A 19,920-nucleotide genomic window follows, 5' to 3' on the forward strand; every position below is an offset into this window, starting at 1 on the left:
GCGTGCCGGCTGTCAGGAATCCTAGTAGCCCAGGGTAACCGGGACGGTTTCCTGTCCGGCGGCAGCCGGCAGGAAAGCCAGGGTTGAGACGTCGTTGCGACCGTCCTGGCCCAACAGCACGGAACCGTAGGCGGCATCCCCCGACGCCGACACCACATACCCGACGACGTCGGCACCGTCAGCCTGGTCCGGAACGGTAATGGTGGCGGTGGTTCCGCCGGCGATGTCCGCGGTGGCGGCCGGCCTGACCTTGCCATCGGCGGTGATTGGCGCGTAGGTAATGGTGGCCCGCGTGTCCAGGGCCCCGAACACCAGCTGGCGCAAGCCGCCCTTGGGGACGGGAACAACATGCTGGCTGCCCAGCCGCACGGCGGATCCCGCCCACGCCACATCCGAGGGTTGCCCGGCTTGAAGGCCGCGGCTCATTCGGGCGGCTGCCACGAAGGAAACGTCCGATGAGGCGGCAATGGTGTACTGGCCCGCCGGAACCCCGGCCAGGGACACTTCCGTGACGGAGCCGGCCTTGGCGGTGACCACTCCGCCGGCTGGGAGCGCGGTTTGGCCGTCCCGTCCATAAAGCTTGATCTCCACCACGGCGTCCGAAGCGCCCGGAACCGTCAGTTGGAGCGCCGGGGCGGCATCCCCGTAACCGTTGCGGGACGTCAGCGCGGCAAGCCCGGCCGGATCCTGGATATCCACTCCTGGCACGACCTGGCGGACGGCCGGTGCCGCCCCGGGCGCAATGAAGTCCACGCCGCCCGGGGTCAGGCCGCGCAGGACGCTTTGCTGGATCGAGGCGGCCACGGGTCCGCCGGCGCTGCGTACGCGCACGCTGAGCTGGGGAACGTTGGGGGCCAGGCCGGCAAGGACGACGCTGCGGGTGGTGCCGGGAGCCACCAGCAGGCCTCGGCTGCCCGGCGCCTGGATCTGCCCTGCGCCACCGTACAGTTCCAGGCTTACCGTGGCAGGGGTGCTGGAAGCGTTGGTCAATGCCAGGACGGAAGTGCGGCCCACTGTGGTGCTGGCACCTCCCAGCCACTGGTCGTTGGAAGGTTGTCCGCAGGTGGCTGCCGCACTCCCCTGCAAGTCGCCGTCGGTGGCGGTGTATTTCATGGCACCGGCCGCGGACGCGTTCTGGTTGGCCACGGCGTCGGCGCTGAGGACGTTGACCTGGTCTGCGGCCCGGTCCGCCACCACTCCGGCGAGGAGCTCCTGTGGTGCGCCGGCCGCCGGAGGCTTCCCGGCGTCCTTGGCGATCTCAACGACGGCCGTCCCGTCCAGGCGGGTCAGGCGGCTCGCAGGCAGAACGCCGCCGGCGCCCAGCACGGCCGCGGTGACCTTGGTTGCGGCGGTGGCCGACTCCGGCCGGAACTGGGCGTCGGTGCCTGTGCCCGTACCCTCCAGCAGCCTCGCCGGGCCCGGGCACACGCCAACACTGGCTCCTGCCGGAACAGCTGCCCGCACCACCGGAAGGACACGGCTCGACGCCGGCCCCTGCACCAGCGACCCCGCAGCCACTACGGCTCCACCACCCGCGAGGATGAGCACCCCTGCGGCTGCTCCGGCTACCGCCGCTGCCCGCCCGCTGACGCGAGGCACCCGGGTGGAACCGCGGCCGGTCCGTTTGGCGTTACCACCGTTTTCGCTGTGGACTGGAGCCGGTGCCTGGACCGGCGCGGGAGCCCCGGAATCCGCCGGCGGGGTGTGCTCATGCATTTTGGTGTTCCTTACGCAGGGAGCCCTCGTCGCGTGAGAGGCCGGTCCGCGGCCGTTGCGTCGGCATCGGGACAGCGAGGATGACGGTCAGGCCGATCACCGTGATTTGGCCTGCAGCGGCCCAGAAAGCCCACGGGTTGTCGTAGCGGACCGTGAGCTGGCCGGCCGAGGCCGGAAGGGTGAAGGCCTGGGCCCAGCCGGACGTGGTGGAGGTCAGCTTGCGGCCGTCGAGCCAGGCGCTCCAGCCCGGGTCCGCCCGCTCGGCAAGCACCACCAGACGGCCCTCCGGACCGGTTGGGACGGCAGCGTCAACGCCGTCCTTGTTGGAGGGGACGGAGGTTGTGGTGGCACCGCGCGGATCCACGATACGGACGCGGTGGGCGACGTCCGCAGCCTGCAGGACCGCCTGGTTCGATGGGCTGATGCGCCAGAGCCAGCCGACGTCCGTCTGACCCACTGCCACCAGGCCGGGTACGGCATCCATGCGGCTGGCTGTCAGTTGGGCTGCCGTGTCTGCGGCCCGCAGCACCACGAAGCCGACGCCCAGTTGTTCGAGGTCGGCACGGGGATCCACTCCCTGGCCGGCAACCAGCGTGGCGACGACACGGCGGACGGAGCCTGTGACGTCGTCGTCGTCGCGGACCTCTTCCGCGCCCGGGGCGCCGATGATGGTGCGGGCGGAGGCAATGGCCGAGAGGTTGTCCAGGGTGGTACCGGCCCCCCGCATCAGGGAAGCCTTATAGGTGCCGTCCTCATTGGTGCTGATGATCAGGGTGCGGGTCTGTTCGGGTCCGGTACCGCGGTCGATCGCCGTAGCAGGCAGGGACCGTGCGTTCGCGGCCTCCACCAGCCGGGCGGAGCCCAGTGCTCGGTCGGTCCCGGAGCCGGATGGGCCGGGAGTGCCGGCCGGTGCTGCAGGCGCGGGGGCGGCGGCCGGACGCAGGAGGTTTTGGGCGGACCACGCAGCCATCCCGGCCAAAGGTCCGGCCAGAAGCATCACCAGGCCCACTGCCAGCCCGGCGCGTGCCGCAGTGGTGGCCTTGGACCCGGCAGCGGATCTGCGGTCAACGGCAGACATGACCTGGCCGGCGCCCAGGATTGCCGCGGACAGCAGGGCGAAGGAGGCAGCCGAAACCGCCGGTCCCGGGAAGGGGGTTACCAGGGACTCGGCGTTGATGCCCGTGGCCACGTGGCTGGTCAGCCATCCGCTGGCCAGTGACACCAGTGCCACGATCCAGAACCAGCGAACGGCCCGGACCGGGCGTCCCGCGACGAAGAGGCCAACGATGGCCAGGGCCACGACCGGGACCGAGATCAGGAGTGCCATCAGCAGCGCCCACGGCACCGGTCCGCCGGAGAACAGGCCAAGCCCCTGCAGCCCGCCCGCAGGGTCAAACGCCAGGGGCTGTCCGATAATTTGCTGCCACAGAGGCGCGGCATCGAAGCCAAGCGGGAGTCCGGGGTCGGCCAGGAGTGCGCGCGGCCGGTCGATGGTGGAAAGGCCGAACGGCACGAACAGGGCCGCACTGGGCAGCAGGGCCCACCACACGGTCCTCCCCCGCCGGCCCAACAGGACGCCGCAGAGGACTATGAGCACAACGGCCGGGACAAGCAGGGAAGGGGCGGAGGCCGTCGTGACGGCCAGCGCCAGGCCGGCTGCGGCGGAGGCAGTCCAGGATGGCATGCCGTTGACGCCGGGTTTGGCAGGCGCTTGGTCGGCCGGACGTGCATCAGCGGGGGCTTCCAGGCTGAAGCTGCCATGGCCCACGGCTGAACCAGTAGCCCGCAGCAGGCCCAGGACCACCAGCGGAATCATCATGTGCGCTATGAGTGCGCCGGCGCGGCCTTGGTTGAGGGCAACCTGCAGTGCCGGGGCAGCCGCCCAGAAAATGGCGGCTGCGAGCCGGAGCCGGCGCCGGGCCGTCAGGCCGCCTGCCGCAAACCAGGCGGTAAGGCCGGAGAGCGGGGCGCCCAGGAGGAGGAGCCACGCCATGGCCGGGTTGGCATCGCCGCCACCCAGGACACCGATAATCCACAGCACATAGTCAAAGGGGTCGCCATGGCCGGGAAGTCCGGCTCCCAGGCTGATCCACCAGCCGGAGGCGTTGTGCCAGATGTCGCCCAAACCCGCCGATACCGGGATCAGGCCGCCGCCGGTGACGGCATTGGCCCGGAACAATCCGGTGAGGGCGAGGAGCGAGGCGATTGACGCAATGATGACGGCAGCGAGGGCGCCGTTGCCCACCCATCCCCTCTTGGCGGTGGCGAGGGCGGCGAAGTCATCAGCGGCGTCACCGGTGGGCTGGTGGGCGAGCGGATCCTGCACCAGGTGGTCAGCGCCGGATCCGTCCGATCCCAGTGCCTCCATCAGGGACCGGCGGTGGCTCCACACTTCACGGCGTGGTGTTTGCAGCTTGCGGATCACCGAGCGGCGGATCCGCCGGGTCCGTTTGGCCGCCCTTCGGGCTTTTGCCACCGACCGTGGACGGCCCAGGGCCGCACAGGTGGCCAGGAGCTGTGAAATGCCGTGGCCGGGATCCTTGACCACGATGCTCAGGACGAGTTTGAAGAGGCTGCCCAGCAACGCTCCAAGGCCGTGGACCGGCACCATCCAGAGGGGGCTGTGCTTGAGCCGCAGGTGTACCTGTGCCTTGCGGGCTGCTGCGGGGTTGCCCAACGCGTGGGGCCGGTGCGCGACGTGGAACATGCGGGCCGCGGGGACTACCACGACGCGGTGGCCGGCCAGCCGGTTCCGCCAGCAGAAGTCAACGTCGTCGCCGCTGCCAGGCAGGGCGGGATCGAAACCGCCCAGTTGCTCCCAAACGTCCCGGCGGACCAGCATGCCCGCGGAATTGACGGCGAAAGTGTCGGTGCGGCCGTCGTACTGGCCTTGGTCCAGCTCATCGGCGTCGATCAGGGTGAGCCGCTCAGCCCACCGGCTGGTGGAAAGCCCGACGTCGATGAGCCGGCGCGGCGAGTGCCAGTCGAGCTGCTTGCAGCCGGCCACGGTCACGGAAGGCGCACGCTCCACGGCGCCGAGGAGTTCAGCGAGGGCATCCGGGGCCGGGGCCGCGTCGTCGTGCAGCAGCCAGATCCATTCCGTCCTGTCGCCGCCCGACCCGGCTTTAGGAACCAAACCGGCGAGGCCCGCGGAGATGGCCGCACCCATACCGCCCTTGGTCCGGGGGTAGGCCAGGACGCTGGCGTCGCCCAGGGATTCCCGAAGCAGGCTGTGGGAGTCGTCGGCAGAACCGGCATCAACGCCGATGGCACGGTCGACAGGCCGGGTCTGGCCAGCCAGGGCTGACAGGGTTCTGGGCAGATAGGCACTTCCGTTGTGGGCGACCACAACGGCAGTGACATGGACATCCTGAAGAATTAGATCGCTCGCTTCCTAAGCCGCCGGCGCTCACGCTCGGAAAGGCCTCCCCAGATGCCGAACCGTTCGTCGTTGGCCAGCGCGTACTCCAGGCATTGCGACCGTACGTTGCAGGCGCCGCACACCTTCTTGGCGTCGCGGGTGGAACCGCCCTTTTCCGGGAAGAACGCCTCCGGGTCAGTCTGGGCGCACAAAGCGTCAGTCTGCCAGCCCAGTTCGCCTTCGTCATCGAAGTCCTGTTGGAGCGGCAGTCCGATCCACACCGGTTGCACGCTTCCGCCGGCGGCCAGCTCCATGGGCGGATCCAGGTCGTCCTCCGGTTCCGCGCCGTCCAGCAGGGCCTCGTGCGCCGCGAGGAACGCCGTGGCCTGATCCTCGAGGACACTGCCGGAGTTCCTTTTGTACCGTTCCGCAGCATCAGGATCGGCGGGGTCAACGTACCAATCGCTTGGCACCCCCCGCGCACGGTACTTTGCCGTTGCCTGGCCGGCTACGACGGCATCTTCCTGGATACGCTCTGCTTGCCCCACGGCGACCCTCCTGACGTTGCAGCCACTGCCTTGATACGTGGACACTCGGTTGTGTGCCGGTATTTACGCAATTGCTTTAGATACCTAATTACACGCGTGTAACTAGGGTGAGTCAAGCCGTAGCCGGGATAATAGACAGTGAGACCCAAGAACTTTGCGCACGCCACGCCCGGGTTTTTTGCCGGCTTCGGCGTGGCGCGGGCCGGAAGCAGCATATTCCGGCCGTGAAAGCCGCAAAAACAGCGCCACGACGGGAAAAATACCCGCTAAGTGCCAAAATGGCAAGCACCCTTAGTAGGCCACGTGATAAACATCACTCCGCCTGCGGATGGGGACGCAGCGTCCAGGTGCTGGTGACCCGGGGATGCCAGGATGGCAGGATGAAGCCATGACATCGATCCCCGCCATCACCCTGATGCGCAACCTCCGTTCCGGCAACTCCACGGCACCGCGCCTGACCTGGTACGGGCCGGACTCGGAACGGGTTGAATTGTCGGGCCGGGTCCTGGACAACTGGGTGGCCAAGACCAGCAACCTGCTCCAGGACGAGCTCGACGCGGAGCCGGGCATGCGCCTCGGACTTGCGCTTCCGGCGCACTGGAAGGCCTTGGTCTGGGCGCTGGCCAGCTGGCAGCTTGGCCTGGAAGCAGTGTTCGACGGCGGACCGGCGGACTTTACGGTGACAGCCGCCCCTGGTGAGGCGACAAGCGGGCACGGCGCCGTGATCGCCGTCGCGCTGCCCGCCCTCGCCATGCGCTGGCCAGGGGAACTTCCGGGTGGCTGCATCGACTACGCGGCAGAGGTACGGTCCCACGCGGACGTGTTCATGCCGCACACGGATCCTGATCCCTCAGCCCGCGCGCTCCTGACGGGCGACGGGCGCCCGGTGGAGCACAAGGACCTGCTCACGGACTTTGGTGCATCCCATGGGGAGGGCGTCCGCCTCCACATTCCGGCGGGCAACGGCCTCGAGTCAGCGCTGTCCAACGCGCTGGGCGCCTGGCAGCACGGCGGCTCCGTGGTCCTGACCCACCCGGATGTTGAACTCACGGACAAACTGCTGGCCGACGAACGCATCCACGGCAGCTAGCAGGCGCGGGTCCTAGGCCTTCGGGCCACCGTCGACAGGGGCGGAAGCGGGACGTTCGGCGCGCGCGGACTCCCGGTGCGGGTGCGCTTCGATGAGTTCGTGGTCGTGCGAGAACTCCGGCTCCTGGTCCAGCTCCTGGTTGAACACCAGGAAGCGGTACGCGAAGAACCGGACAACAGTGGCGACGAGGATGCCCGCGACCCCTGCCAGGAAGAGCAGGTTCTTGTCGTCGATACCCATCCCGTACTTGGCCAGCGCGGTGAATCCGGTGGAGATCCCGATCCCGATGCCATTGATGATGACGAACATGACGAACTCGCGAAGAACATTGGCCTGGCGCCGGTGCCGGAAAGTCCAAAAACGGTTTGCGATCCACGAGAAGACCGTGGCCACGGTGGCGCCCACGAAGCGCGCCTTCGCTTCGCTGTCCGACATCGGGCCGTGCATCAGGTAGTACGTCAGCCCGTTGTCGATGACGAATGCCACACCGCCCACGGCCCCGAATTTGGCCACTTCCCGCCAGAAGAGCGAGGCAAGCCCCCGGATACGATCTGCAAGTGCGCTAAACATGACCCTCCATGGCCGTCCGAACTGTGGGCCACTCGGCCAAGGACCCATTTTAGCCCCCAAAGCTTTGGACTGGCCCCGGACTGCCCCCGTTGCCGGCCCGCAGCAGAAAATGTCACGCTCCCGCCGGGCCGTAAAAGCGCGATATGGTGCGTCTTCGGTAGGCTGGCATACGTGACTTTTCCAGTAATAGGTGTAGTTGGCGGCGGCCAGCTTGCGCGAATGATGGCCCCTGCCGCTACAGCACTCGGCTTCGAACTCCGTGTCCTCGCCGAAGGCGAGGACGTTTCCGCGGTCTCTGCCGTACCGGCTACGCCGGTGGGCGATTACAAGGACCTGCAGACCCTCCTGGAATTTTCCCGGGGCCTGGACGTGATGACGTTTGACCACGAGCACGTGCCCACGGCGCACCTCAGGGCGCTCCAGGAAGCGGGGGTCAATGTACAGCCCGGACCGGACGCCCTGGTCCATGCACAGGACAAGCTGGTCATGCGCGCCGCCATCGACCGGTTGGAACTACCCAACCCCGCCTGGGCGTCAGTGGCCAATGTCGCAGACCTGGTCAGCTTCGGCGAGGAAACGGGCTGGCCCGTGGTGCTGAAAATGCCGCGCGGAGGCTACGACGGCAAGGGCGTCCGGATTATTGCCTCCGCAGAGGAAGCTGCCGGCGCCGCCGAATGGTTCGCCGCCATGAGCCCCTTGCTGGCCGAAGCGAAGGTGGAGTTCACCCGCGAACTGTCCGCCCTGGTGGCGCGGACACCTGATGGCGAAGCCCGGGCCTGGCCGGTGGTCCACACCATCCAGGTGGATGGTGTCTGTGACGAGGTGATCGCACCCGCGCTGGACATCCCGCTGGAGGTGGCCGCAGCCGCCGAGGACGCCGCATTGCGTATCGCAGCGGAGCTCAACGTCACCGGCGTCCTCGCTGTTGAACTTTTCGAGACGCCGGGCTCGGGCGCCGGCTTCCTGGTCAACGAACTGGCCATGCGGCCACACAACACCGGCCACTGGACCCAGGATGGCTCCATCACCAGCCAGTTCGAACAGCATCTGCGCGCCATCCTCAACCTCCCACTCGGCGCCACCGACGCATTGGCCCCCGTCACCGTGATGAAGAATTTCCTGGGCGGGGAAAACCAGGACCTCTTCTCCGCCTACCCGATGGCCCTGGCCAGCGAGCCGGCCGCCAAGGTCCATTGCTACGGCAAATCCGTGCGGCCCGGACGTAAGATCGGCCATGTCAACCTGGTGGGAAGTTCGACGACGGACGTTGACTCGGTCAGGCGCCGGGCAACGGCGGTGGCGGCCATCATCCGTGATGGACGTGCCGGCGCCGAGGAACCATCACCTATCTTCGAGGAGAACGCATGAGCGCCGAAGCCACCCCAGCCGCCGGTCCCGGTGCCAGCCCCCTGGTGGGCCTGGTCATGGGCTCCGACTCGGACTGGCCCGTCATGGAGGCGGCGGCCGAGGCCCTCGCCGAATTCGGCATCCCGTTCGAAGCTGACGTCGTCTCCGCCCACCGGATGCCGACCGAGATGATCCGCTACGGCCAGACGGCTCACGAGCGGGGGCTGCGCGTCATCATCGCCGGGGCCGGCGGCGCCGCGCACCTGCCGGGCATGCTGGCCAGCGTTACTCCCCTGCCGGTCATCGGCGTCCCCGTCCCGCTCAAGACCCTTGACGGCATGGACTCCCTGCTGTCCATCGTCCAGATGCCCGCGGGTGTGCCGGTGGCAACGGTATCCATCGGCGGTGCACGCAATGCGGGCCTCCTGGCCGTGCGGATGCTTGCCTCCGGTACGGACGAACTCGCTGCGTCACTGCGCGCCGACCTCCTGGATTTCGCTGCCGACCTCAACGCCGTCGCCTCGCGCAAGGGCGCCAACCTGCGGCAGAAAGTCAGCGAAGTCTTCCCTGACGTGTCCGGCTCACTTCGGGGCAGCCGTTAGGGCGGCGGGCATGGCCAGCAGCACGCAGCAGCCGGGCACCGGAGCGGTTTTGACTGATCCGGTCCGTTACCCGGCCGGCGCTTCCCCGGCAGTCCGCACCAAACGGGCCTTCGTGTTGGTCCTCCTGACGCTGCTGGTACCGGGGAGCGCCCAGCTCGTGGCCGGCGACCGGAAGCTGGGCAGGATCGCGCTGCGCACCACGCTCTGCGTCTGGGCACTCCTGGTCCTGGCAGTGGTCCTCCTAATGCTGGACCGGACGCTGGTGATCAACGTGTTCACCAACCCCGTCACGTCACTGGTCCTGGTGATCCTGCTGACGGCCCTGGCTGTTGGCTGGGCCCTGCTGTTCGTCAACACCCTGCGAATCATCCGCCCGGTCCTGCTGGCACCGCCGGCCCGCCCCGCCGTCGGGATCGCCCTGGTGCTGGCCTTGGTCCTTGGCAGCGGGTCCCTGGGCTACGCCGCCTACCTTCTGAACGTGGGCCGTAATGCGATCGGCAGCATTTTCTCGTCCGGGCCCGCCATTGAGCCAGTGGACGGCAGGTACAACTTCCTGATGATGGGCGGCGACGCCGGAGACGACCGCACCGGTCGCCGCCCCGACAGCCTTTCCGTGCTGAGCGTTGACGCCAAGACCGGCCAGACAGCCATCATTTCCATCCCCCGGAACTTCCAGAACGCCCAATTCAGCGCAAACTCGCCCATGCGCGCCATCTACCCCGACGGCTACGACTGCGGGGACGAATGCCTGATCAACGCCATCAACACCGAGGTCACCAACGAGCACGCCAATCTCTACCCGGGCGTGGCGGACCCTGGGGCGCAGGCCACCCTGGAGGCAGTATCCGGCACGCTTGGCATGGACATCCAGGCTTACGTCCTGGTGGACATGGACGGCTTTTCCAAGTTGATCGATGCCATGGGCGGCATCAGGATCAAGGCGGGCGGCTGGGTGCCCATCAGCGGTGAAACCATCGATGAAGCCAACGGTATCCACGGCATGCCCTTGGGCTGGATACCGGCCGGCGACAACACCCTGGACGGCTACCACGCCCTCTGGTACGGGCGCTCACGCGAGTTCGTGGACGACTACGCCCGCATCGCCCGCCAACAGTGCGTGCAGCAGGCCATGCTCAAGCAGCTGGACCCGGCCACCCTGCTGTCAAAATTCGAGGACATTGCCAACGCCGGCACCAAGGTTGTGGAGTCCAACATTTCCTCCACCCAGCTGGGCAGTTTTGTGGACCTGGCCATCAAGGCCAAGGGCAAGGAGGTCAAGCGGCTCACCATCGGGCCGCCGGACTTCGACCCCGCATTCTCCACCAACCCCGATTTCGACCAGATCCACGACCGTGTGGACCAGCTGCTGGCGTCGGCGTCAGGAGCCCAGGCAACAGGGGCGTCCGACGACACGATCAACGCACCGGCAGCCGGTGCCGGGCACGTCCAGGCGGCAGGACCGGCCGGGCTTTCCCGGGCAATGACCGGAGGACTGCCGCAGGAGTCCACGGCGCCGTCGGACTTCACACCGGTGACCACCACCCCCGACGGTGAGCCGATCACGGAGCAGATGCTGGACGATTTCAAGCGCCAGGGCAACGAGCAGGCCATCCGCAACCTCGTGGCCACCAACGGCCAGTGCGCCGCACTGTAGCCGTCCCATCACACCTAGGGAAACGGAACATCCTTGTACGAGATCGAGAACGTCCTTCGGGATTACGCATGGGGCTCGACGACGGCGATCGCCTCGCTGCTCGGCCGCCCCGAATCCGGGCGGCCCGAGGCCGAACTGTGGATCGGCGCGCACCCTGATTCGCCGTCGGTGGCCCACATTTCCGAGGACGGCGGACGACGCCCGCTCGACGACCTGATCGCCACCGACCCTGAGCATTTCCTGGGTGCGGAATCAGTGGCCGCATTTGGCCCGCGGCTGCCTTTCCTGGCCAAGATCCTGGCCGCAGCCCAGCCGCTGTCCCTCCAGGTCCATCCCAGCCTGGAGCAGGCAAGGGCCGGGTTCGCGCGGGAAAAGGATGCAGGGCTCGACCCCCATGCCGCCAACCGGAACTACAAGGACGACAACCACAAGCCGGAAATGATCTTCGCCCTCACGCCGTTCGAGGCGTTGTGCGGGTTCCGCCCGGCGGCCGAGACCCGGAAGATCCTGGACCACGTTGCCGGGACCTTCCCGTCACCGGATGAGTGCCCTGTCCTGGTGCAGGACCTCTTGTCCGACCTCTCCGCGGGAGATGAAGGCGCCGGCCTGCACGATGCCTTCGAACGGCTCATCACCGGCGGGCAGGCCGTGGCCGAGGCTACGGCCCTGGTGGTGGCAGCATTGCTTTCAGGAGCTCCCCTGGCGCCGTACGAGGCCGAGCTCGGAACCGTCATCAGCCTCAATGAGAAGTACCCCGGCGATCCCGGAGTCCTGATCTCGCTGCTGTTGAACAGGATCTCCCTGCAGCCCGGCGAGGCCGTCTACCTGCCGGCAGGAAACGTCCACGCGTACCTCCATGGCCTCGGCGTGGAGGTCATGGCGTCCTCGGACAACGTCCTGCGCGGCGGCCTGACCCCCAAGCACATCGATGTGCCGGAGCTCCTGAAGACCATCGACTTCCACCCGGTGGCCGTTCCGATGCTGGACGCCGGGAGGACCATGATGGACCAGGAGGTGTACCGGCCGCCGTTCGGGGAGTTCCAGCTTCAGCGCATCGAGTTGGGCCCGGACTCCGGCCCCGTCCCGTTGGCCCAGTCCGGCGCCGCCGTGGTCATAGTGGTGGCCGGTGCCGTCTACCTGGACTCACCCAAGGGCGACCTGGAACTGTCCCGCGGTTCCAGCGCGTTCGTGGCCGCTGCCGAGGCCCCGGTCAACGTCCACCGGGCAGCAGGCAGCAGCGAGCCTGCCCTGGCCTTCGCCGTGACTACCGGACTCTAGCGCCGCTTCATCAGCCCCTGCGCCCGGCCCGCCGCGCCCTTGACCAGCCGGCGGGCCGCCTGGAGGCCTTTGCGGGCCAGCGGCATGGCTGTGGAGTACGCGGGGTAGAACGGCGACAACGGCTTTTCCCAGGTCCCCAGGAGCATGTCCTCATGCTTGGCGAACTGCTTCTTGAAGTCGGAGATGCCGTCGTTGAGGAGGCCGTTGAAGTCATACCGGCTGCAGCCGTCTTCCCGCATCAACTGCAATGCCGCCCACTTGACCCCGTAGTTCACGCGCTGCTTCTGGCCCTCGGCGGACACGCCGCCATAAAGTTCGAACGCGGTGGTGCCGCTGCGGGAAAGCCACGTGAAAGCAAGCATCTGTTCGCCGTCGAAGGCTGCGACGATGGGCGAGGCGTCCCCCAGGTTCCGGAAGATGTCGCGATAGTACTGGTCCTCGTGGATGCCGAACCCGGCACGTTCCGCCGTGTCGTGGTAGATCGCAAGCACCTGCTCCAGCTCGGAGTCGTTCTTGACCTTGCGGAATTCCACGTCGCTGCGCATCGCCTTGCGGATGTTGGCCCGCGTTGACTTGGACATCTCCGCCATCAGTTCATCGTCTGACCGGGTGAGGTCCAGGATCAGTGTCCTGGGGATCAGGACGGTGTTGGCCGATTCCCGGAAGCCGGCTGCGGCGACGGCACCGGCGAAGGCAGAGCCGCGGTCCCAGTCGGGTTCGATGCTGAGGGCAACGCCGCGGTGCCGAAGAGCTGCGTGCTCGGCCAGCCGGTTGAGCACCTCCTGCGCATTCTCCACGGTGCACATCGGACCGCGCGGGATGTAGACCAGGGCGCGGAAGGGTGCAGGCAGCTTCCGGACCAGGAGCTGGGCACAGCCAATGGTTTCGTCGCCGGCCTTGACGAGGACCCGGTCCACGGACCAGCCGTGCATCGCCTTGGTCTCTCCCCAGCCCCACAGCTGCTGCGGGTGGCCCTGGAACCGGTCGACATATTCGTCCCAGAGGGCGCGGTCAATACAGGGCACAACGGCAGGAATCATGGCTTAAACCCTATACCAAGGCGTTAACGCCAAAGCCCCGGCAGCGCGCATGGCGCCCCGGGGCCCTGGTATCCGTTTCCGGATGCGGATCAGCTCTTGCGGGCGTAGCCCTCCCACTTGCTGGCCTGGTGCTCGCCGTCCACGAAGCGGATGGTTCCCGACTTTGAACGCATCACGATGGACTGGGTCAGGACCTTGTCCTTGGAGTAGCGGACGCCCTTGAGCAGGTCTCCGTCGGTGATGCCCGTCGCGGCGAAGTAGCAGTTGTCGCTGGAGACGAGGTCATTGGTGGAAAGCACGCGCTCCAGGTCGTGGCCGGCGTCGATGGCCTTCTGCTTCTCTTCGTCGCTGGTGGGCCAGAGGCGGCCCTGGATGACGCCGCCGAGGGACTTGATGGCGCAGGCGGCCACGATGCCCTCAGGGGTACCGCCGATGCCCATCAGGGCGTCCACGCCGGTGCCGGAGCGGGCCGCCGCGATGGCCCCGGCGACGTCGCCGTCCATGATGAACTTGGTGCGTGCGCCGGCTTCGCGGATTTCCTCCACCAGCGGGCGGTGCCGGTCCCGGTCCAGGATCATGACGTTGAGCTGGTTCACCTTCACGCCCTTGGCCTTGGCGATCAGGTGCAGGTTCTGCTTGACCGGCAGGCGCAGGTCAACCATGTCCGCCGCTTCGGGACCGGTGACGAGCTTTTCCATGTAGAACACGGCGGAGGGGTCGAACATGGAGCCCCGCTCGGCGACGGCCAGGACGGCCAGCGCATTGTTGATGCCCAGGGCGGTCAGCCGTGTTCCATCAATGGGGTCCACGGCCACGTCCACCTCGGGGCCGGTGCCGTCGCCGACGCGTTCGCCGTTGAACAGCATGGGGGCTTCGTCTTTTTCACCTTCGCCGATGACCACAACGCCGTTGAAGTGGACCGTCTGCAGGAAGGAGCGCATGGCATCGACGGCCGCACCGTCAGCGGTGTTCTTGTCGCCGAAGCCAACCCAGTGGCCGCCGGCAATGGCCGCGGCCTCGGTGACGCGGACGAGTTCAAGGGCAAGGTTGCGGTCCGGCTCGTCGTGGCCCACCGCAAGGGACGGTGAAATCGTGGAGTACTTCTGGGTCATGGACGCTGGTGACACGTGAACCTCTTCTTCGAGTGGCGATCATTGAACCCGCTTGCCGGTGCAGCAGAGCGGTGATTCCTCTGGTACCGATCATAGTCGCGGCGCCGCTCGGCGGGCGGCCCATGACGCTGCGGCGCAATGTGCCCGGACATCCGCCTCCGCGGCCTGCTGACCCCCGAATGGAACTACGGCTCCGGGATGGGCGACTATAGAGAAGTGAATGACATGCAGGAAGCCACCAGCCCCAATTCCGGCCAGGCACAGCCCGAAGGGCGGCCCGAGGCAGCAAAGGCCGGTGCGGAAACCCCCGTAAAGCCCGTCATTCCGGCGGCGGCCGCCAAACGGGCCAACGCCTCGGTGATCGGAATGATCATTGCCCTGGTCCTCAGCATTGCCGCGTTCCTGCCCGTGGTCCTCATGAACCCGCAACCGAAAAGTGACGGCTACCGGCCGGACATCGACGTCGCGTCGGTGGCCCGGAACGCCGCGGATGTGGCCGGATTCACACCCGTCGCACCGGATACCGGCAACGCCTTCCGCGCCAACTACGCGCGGTGGGAGGCCGGGACGGGCAGCGGCGTGCCCACGTGGGAAGTCGGCTACCTGACGCCCAAGACCTCATTCATCGCCCTCGTACAGACCAAGAGTTCCAACCCCACCTGGCTCCTCCAGCAGACCAAGAACGCCCCCGTGACGGGTACCCGGAACGCCGGCGGCCAGGACTGGGAGCTGCGTGACACCGGCAAGGGCGAAAAGTCGATGATCCTGAACTACCGGGGCAGCACCGTCATCCTCTCCGGCGCCGCCCAACTGGACGAATTCTCCACGCTGGCGGCCGCCGTCGTGACCTCCCTGGACAGCAGCCCGGCCGTCACAGTTTCACCCTCGGCGGCCCCCACGCCGTAAGGTGGGGCCGTGACGACTAACCTGACCCCTGCACTGGCCTGGCGCCGCCTGCGCGAAGGCAACGAACGTTTCGTAAACGGCGAGTCCTCCCATCCGAACCAGAACGCATCCCGCCGCTCATCGCTGGTGGAGACGCAGAATCCGTTCGCGGTGATCTTCGGCTGCTCCGACTCCCGGCTCGCGGCGGAAATCATCTTCGACGTCGGCCTGGGCGACGTCTTCGTGGTCCGCACCGCCGGCCAAGTGATCGACGACGCCGTCCTGGGCTCCCTGGAGTACAGCGTAGGAGTGCTCAACGTGCCCCTGATTGTCATCCTCGGCCACGACAGCTGCGGCGCCGTGACAGCCACCAAGGACGCCGTGGAAACCGGCGAGATGCCGGCAGGCTTCATCCGCGACCTCGTCGAGCGCATCACGCCCTCTGTCCTGACCTCGCTGCGCAACGACCAGCACGAGGTCAACGACATGGTGGTGGAGCACGTCAAGCAGACCTCGCAGCGCCTGGCGGACAGCTCCCGTGTGATTTCCGACGCAATCGAGGGCGGCCGCACCGCCGTCGTCGGCCTTTCCTACCGCTTGGCGGAAGGCCGCGCTGACCTGGTTTACGGAATCGGCGAGCTGTAGCCACACCGCCAAGGGGGCTGCACGGGACCTCCGTGCGGCCCCCTTAACGGTTTTCGATGGGGCCCCTGATCGCCATAAGCTAGCCCCATGACTTCCACTGAAGAGTTCCGCATTGAACATGACACGATGGGCGAAGTCCGCGTCCCCGTGAACGCACTGTACCGCGCGCAGACGCAGCGGGCAGTGGAGAACTTCCCCATTTCCGGCAAGACCCTGGAACGCACCCACATTGAGGCGCTGGCCCGGGTCAAGAAGGCTGCCGCCCAGGCCAACGCAGAACTGGGCGTGCTCGACGGCGAGCTGGCCAAGGCGATTGCAGACGCTGCCGACGAGGTGGCCGCCGGCAAGTACGACGGCGACTTCCCCATCGATGTTTTCCAGACCGGCTCCGGCACCTCCTCGAACATGAACACCAACGAGGTCCTGGCAGAGCTGGCCACCCGCGCCCTGAAGGCTGCCGGCAGTGACAAGGTGGTCCACCCGAACGACCACGTCAACGCTTCACAGTCCTCCAACGACGTGTTTCCCACCTCGGTCCACGTCGCCGCCACCTCCGCGCTTATCAACGACCTGATCCCCGCACTGGGTTACCTGGCCGAGTCGCTGGAGCGCAAGGCCGTCGAGTTCAAGGACGTGGTCAAGTCCGGCCGCACCCACCTCATGGACGCCACCCCGGTCACCCTGGGCCAGGAGTTCGGCGGCTACGCCGCGCAGGTGCGCTACGGCATCGAGCGGATCAACGCCTCGCTCCCCCGCGTCGCCGAGGTTCCGCTGGGCGGTACCGCCGTGGGGACCGGCATCAACACCCCCGCAGGCTTCCCGGAGCGCGTCATCGAACTGCTCGCCACGGACACCGGCCTGCCGCTGACCGAGGCGCGCGACCACTTCGAAGCACAGGCAAACCGCGACGGCCTGATCGAGGCCTCCAGCCAGCTGCGCAACATCGCCATCTCGTTCATGAAGATCAACAACGACCTCCGCTGGATGGGCTCGGGCCCCAATACCGGCCTCGGCGAAATCGCCATCCCGGACCTGCAGCCAGGCTCCTCCATCATGCCGGGCAAGGTCAACCCGGTCATCTGCGAGGCGTCCATCATGGTGGCAGCCCAGGTCATCGGCAACGACACCGCCATCGCCTGGTCCGGCACCAACGGCGCGTTTGAGCTCAACGTGGGCATCCCGGTCATGGCCGCCAACCTGCTTGAGTCCATCCGGCTGCTGGCCAACACCAGCCGGGTCATGGCGGACAAGATGATCGACGGCATCACCGCCAACGTGGAGCGCGCCCGCTTCCTGGCCGAGGCCTCCCCCTCGATCGTGACCCCGCTGAACAAGTACATCGGCTACGAGAACGCCGCCAAGATCGCCAAGACCGCCGTCAAGGAGGGCCTGACCATCCGCCAGGCCACCGAGCAGCTTGGCTTCGTGGGCGAGGGCGACGGGAAGGTTTCAGAGGCAGACCTGGACAAGGCCCTGGACGTCACCACCATGACGGCTCCGGCGCACAAGGCATAACCCGCCGCAGCGTCCGACGGCGGCCGGCACCTTTCGCAGGAAAGGTGGCGTCCGACGGCGGCCGGCACCTTTCGCAGGAAAGGTGCCGGCCGCCGTCGTCCGTTTAAGCCCCTGCCGACTCCCAGAAAAACTTGCACTTGTTTTCACTTAGTGCAAAACTTTACTTTGTGAGTAACAGTGCAACTTCGGATCCCGGACTCCGCGAACGCAAACGGGCCGCCACCCGGCGCGCCATCACCGCCGCTGCCCGCAGCATGACCGCCGAGCACGGGCTCAACGGTTACACCGTGGAGGAAGTCTGCGAGGCGGCGGATATCTCACGCCGGACTTTTTTCAACTACTTTCCCACCAAGGAAGACGCCATCATCGGCCACGCGGACGATGACGTCCCGTCGGCGGTCATCGACGAATTCGTGGCCGGCGGTTCGGATTCACCCGCCGGTGCCATCTCACCCACCCTCTTCTGGGACCTTGTCCGGCTCTCCCTGCGCCTGGCCGAGGACATGACGGAGTCCGAGGAAGATACCCGGCAACTGATAGGCGTGGTCCGCAAGGAACCGCAGCTCATCCTCCGCATCATCGGCGTCACCGAGCAGCGGGAAGCCCAGTTCGCCAAGGACGTGGCACGGCGCGAAGGCGTGGCCCCGGACCACCCGGTGGTGCAGATGGCCGTGGTCCTCCTGAGCACCATCGCCCGCAAGAGCAGCATGGCCTATTTCTCCGACGGCAACACACGCCCGTACCGGGACCTGCTCCTGGAGAACATCTCCGCTGCCAGCCTGCTCTTCTCCCAGCCATTCGACATTCCGGACCCCACCGCCGCAGAAGGACAATCATGAGTACCGCCACCACCAAGGCGCCGGCAGGCCCACTCCTGCTGACGCAAAAACGCATCTGGATCATCTTTTCCGCGCTGATCGCCGGAATGCTGTTGTCCAGCCTGGACCAAACCATCGTTTCCACCGCCATGCCCACCATCGTGGGCAAGCTGGGCGGCGTGGAACACCAGGCCTGGATCACCACGGCCTACCTGCTGGCCACCACCATCGTCATGCCCATCTACGGCAAATTCGGGGACATCCTGGGCCGCCGCAACCTGTTTTTGGTGGCCATCGCACTCTTCACCCTCGCGTCCGTGGGCTGCGCACTGGCCACGGATTTCTGGGGCTTCGTCATCTTCCGCGCCATCCAGGGCCTGGGCGGCGGCGGCCTGATGATCCTGTCCCAGGCCATCATCGCCGACATCGTGCCCGCCAAGGAGCGCGGCAAGTACATGGGCCCGCTGGGCGCCATCTTCGGCCTGTCGGCCGTGGCCGGCCCGCTGCTGGGCGGCTTCTTCGTTGACCACCTCACCTGGGAGTGGGCCTTCTACATCAACATTCCGGTGGGCGTTGCCGCGTTCGCCATCGCCTGGTTCGCCCTGACGCTGCCCAACAAGAAGGCCGACAAGCGGATCGACATCCTGGGCGTGGTCCTGCTCTCCGCGGCCACCACCTGCCTGATCTTCTTCACCGACTTCGGCGGCAAGAAGGACGAAGGCTGGGATTCACCCCTCACCTGGGCATTCGGCGCCGGCCTGCTGGTCTCCGCCGCCGCGTTCGTGCTGGTGGAGCGGCGCGCCGAGGATCCGATCATCCCGCTGAGCCTGTTCCGGAACCGGATCTTCATCAACGCCACAGCCATCGGCTTCACCCTTGGCCTTGGCATGTTCTCCGCCATCGCCTTCGTCCCGACGTTCCTGCAGATGTCCTCGGGCACGTCGGCCGCCGAATCCGGGCTGCTGATGCTGCCCATGATGGCCGGCCTCATGGGCACGTCCATCTACTCAGGCATCCGGATCTCCAAGACCGGCAAATACAAGATGTTCCCCATCCTGGGTGCCGCCTTCACCATGGCCGCCATGCTGTGGATGACCACCCTTGCCGCCAGCACCCCCATCTGGGTCATCTGCCTCCAGCTGTTCGTGTTCGGCGCCGGGCTGGGCCTGATCATGCAGGTAGTGGTCCTGGTGGTCCAGAACTCCGTCCCTGCGGACCAGATCGGCACCGCCACCAGCACCAACAACTATTTCCGCGAGGTTGGCGCCGCCATGGGCGTCGCCGTCTTCGGGTCGATCTTCACCACGCGCCTCTCCGAGGCCTTGACCGCTGCCTTCACGGGGGCGGGAGCCTCCGCCGAGCAGGCCGGGCAGTCCACCCGGACCTTGGACCCGCAGGCGTTGAGCCAGCTTCCCTCACAGTTGCGCGACGCCATCGTGAACGCCTACGCCGATTCGCTGGCACCCGTGTTCTGGTATCTGCTGCCGTTCATTGCCGTGGCACTGCTGCTGGCCCTGACGCTCAAGCAGATCCCGTTGTCGGATACCGCCGGTATGGTGGCACGCGGCGAGGCAGTCGGCGGGGAGGAAGCAGAACGGCTCGCTGCCGGGCTGCCCGCCAGCTCCGCGGCCCGCGCTGCGGAGGCCGGTGTGGACGAGCATGCCAAGGACGACGACGGCGAGCTGGTCTCCCCGGGCCGCTGACCGTCGTCGGAGGCCCGGGGAAGCCCTGGCGGGCCG

16 protein-coding genes are annotated in these 19,920 nt (G+C 67.2%); 10 read left to right on the forward strand and 6 right to left on the reverse strand.

Annotation, left to right across the window (positions count from 1 at the left end):
• Window positions 1-21 precede the first annotated feature (21 nt).
• The 3 genes from DC347_RS14640 to DC347_RS14650 are packed head-to-tail and all read right to left on the reverse strand — an operon-like array spanning window position 22 to window position 5,625.
• Window positions 22-1,716 (reverse strand): DUF5719 family protein, encoded by a 1,695-nt coding sequence (locus DC347_RS14640; RefSeq protein ID WP_109863450.1) that lies wholly within the window; start codon window positions 1,714-1,716, stop codon window positions 22-24.
• Window positions 1,709-5,095 (reverse strand): glycosyltransferase, encoded by a 3,387-nt coding sequence (locus DC347_RS14645; protein ID WP_255414784.1) that lies wholly within the window; start codon window positions 5,093-5,095, stop codon window positions 1,709-1,711. The genes DC347_RS14640 and DC347_RS14645 overlap by 8 nt, the downstream gene beginning before the upstream one ends.
• Window positions 5,095-5,625: a WhiB family transcriptional regulator gene (locus DC347_RS14650; RefSeq protein ID WP_018762934.1), complete on the reverse strand. Its 531-nt coding sequence runs from the start codon at window positions 5,623-5,625 to the stop codon at window positions 5,095-5,097. The genes DC347_RS14645 and DC347_RS14650 overlap by 1 nt, the downstream gene beginning before the upstream one ends.
• 388 nt (window positions 5,626-6,013) lie before the next feature.
• On the opposite strand from DC347_RS14650, the gene DC347_RS14655 reads away from it, so the two are divergent.
• Entirely contained in the window at window positions 6,014-6,715 is a 702-nt protein-coding gene (locus tag DC347_RS14655) for a TIGR03089 family protein (RefSeq protein ID WP_109863452.1), read from the forward strand.
• Between the two features lie 12 nt (window positions 6,716-6,727).
• Here DC347_RS14655 and DC347_RS14660 read toward each other — a convergent pair whose 3' ends face one another.
• Window positions 6,728-7,285, reverse strand: a complete 558-nt coding sequence (locus DC347_RS14660; RefSeq protein WP_018762932.1) for a GtrA family protein — start codon at window positions 7,283-7,285, stop codon at window positions 6,728-6,730.
• A 171-nt stretch (window positions 7,286-7,456) separates the two neighbouring features.
• Here DC347_RS14660 and DC347_RS14665 point away from each other — a divergent pair, with 171 nt between their 5' ends.
• Genes DC347_RS14665 through manA form a run of 4 tightly spaced genes read left to right on the forward strand, consistent with a single transcriptional unit; the run spans window position 7,457 to window position 12,166 of the window.
• Window positions 7,457-8,653: a 5-(carboxyamino)imidazole ribonucleotide synthase gene (locus DC347_RS14665; RefSeq protein ID WP_109863453.1), complete on the forward strand. Its 1,197-nt coding sequence runs from the start codon at window positions 7,457-7,459 to the stop codon at window positions 8,651-8,653.
• Window positions 8,650-9,234 carry a 5-(carboxyamino)imidazole ribonucleotide mutase gene (gene purE, locus DC347_RS14670; protein ID WP_018762930.1) on the forward strand — a complete coding sequence of 195 codons (585 nt, stop codon included), beginning with the start codon at window positions 8,650-8,652 and terminating at the stop codon, window positions 9,232-9,234. The genes DC347_RS14665 and purE overlap by 4 nt, the downstream gene beginning before the upstream one ends.
• 10 nt (window positions 9,235-9,244) lie before the next feature.
• Window positions 9,245-10,888: an LCP family protein gene (locus DC347_RS14675; RefSeq protein WP_109863454.1), complete on the forward strand. Its 1,644-nt coding sequence runs from the start codon at window positions 9,245-9,247 to the stop codon at window positions 10,886-10,888.
• 33 nt (window positions 10,889-10,921) lie between these two features.
• On the forward strand, window positions 10,922-12,166 hold the full coding sequence (gene manA, locus DC347_RS14680; RefSeq protein WP_109863455.1) for a mannose-6-phosphate isomerase, class I: 1,245 nt from the start codon (window positions 10,922-10,924) through the stop codon (window positions 12,164-12,166).
• Here the strand turns inward: manA and DC347_RS14685 are convergent.
• A complete protein-coding gene (locus tag DC347_RS14685; RefSeq protein WP_109863456.1) occupies window positions 12,163-13,206 on the reverse strand; it encodes a peptidoglycan bridge formation glycyltransferase FemA/FemB family protein in 1,044 nt (347 codons plus the stop codon). The two genes, manA and DC347_RS14685, sit on opposite strands and share 4 nt — an antisense overlap.
• Before the next feature lie 89 nt (window positions 13,207-13,295).
• Complete coding sequence (gene glpX, locus DC347_RS14690; RefSeq protein WP_018761877.1) at window positions 13,296-14,318, reverse strand: class II fructose-bisphosphatase; 1,023 nt, start codon at window positions 14,316-14,318, stop codon at window positions 13,296-13,298.
• Between the two features lie 138 nt (window positions 14,319-14,456).
• Here glpX and DC347_RS14695 point away from each other — a divergent pair, with 138 nt between their 5' ends.
• From DC347_RS14695 to DC347_RS14715, 5 genes are all read left to right on the forward strand, one after another.
• Window positions 14,457-15,224: a DUF4245 domain-containing protein gene (locus tag DC347_RS14695; RefSeq protein ID WP_240617805.1), complete on the forward strand. Its 768-nt coding sequence runs from the start codon at window positions 14,457-14,459 to the stop codon at window positions 15,222-15,224.
• A 9-nt stretch (window positions 15,225-15,233) separates the two neighbouring features.
• Complete coding sequence (locus tag DC347_RS14700) at window positions 15,234-15,848, forward strand: carbonic anhydrase (protein ID WP_018761879.1); 615 nt, start codon at window positions 15,234-15,236, stop codon at window positions 15,846-15,848.
• An 87-nt stretch (window positions 15,849-15,935) separates the two neighbouring features.
• Window positions 15,936-17,363: a class II fumarate hydratase gene (locus DC347_RS14705; RefSeq protein ID WP_109863457.1), complete on the forward strand. Its 1,428-nt coding sequence runs from the start codon at window positions 15,936-15,938 to the stop codon at window positions 17,361-17,363.
• 167 nt (window positions 17,364-17,530) lie between these two features.
• The gene (locus DC347_RS14710; protein ID WP_109863458.1) at window positions 17,531-18,202 is read left to right on the forward strand and encodes a TetR/AcrR family transcriptional regulator; all 672 of its coding nucleotides are present in this window, start codon (window positions 17,531-17,533) and stop codon (window positions 18,200-18,202) included.
• Complete coding sequence (locus DC347_RS14715) at window positions 18,199-19,884, forward strand: MDR family MFS transporter (protein WP_109863459.1); 1,686 nt, start codon at window positions 18,199-18,201, stop codon at window positions 19,882-19,884. The genes DC347_RS14710 and DC347_RS14715 overlap by 4 nt, the downstream gene beginning before the upstream one ends.
• Window positions 19,885-19,920 lie beyond the last annotated feature (36 nt).

It is taken from the genome of Pseudarthrobacter sp. AG30 (assembly GCF_003116525.1).
Classification (GTDB): Bacteria; Actinomycetota; Actinomycetes; order Actinomycetales; family Micrococcaceae; genus Arthrobacter.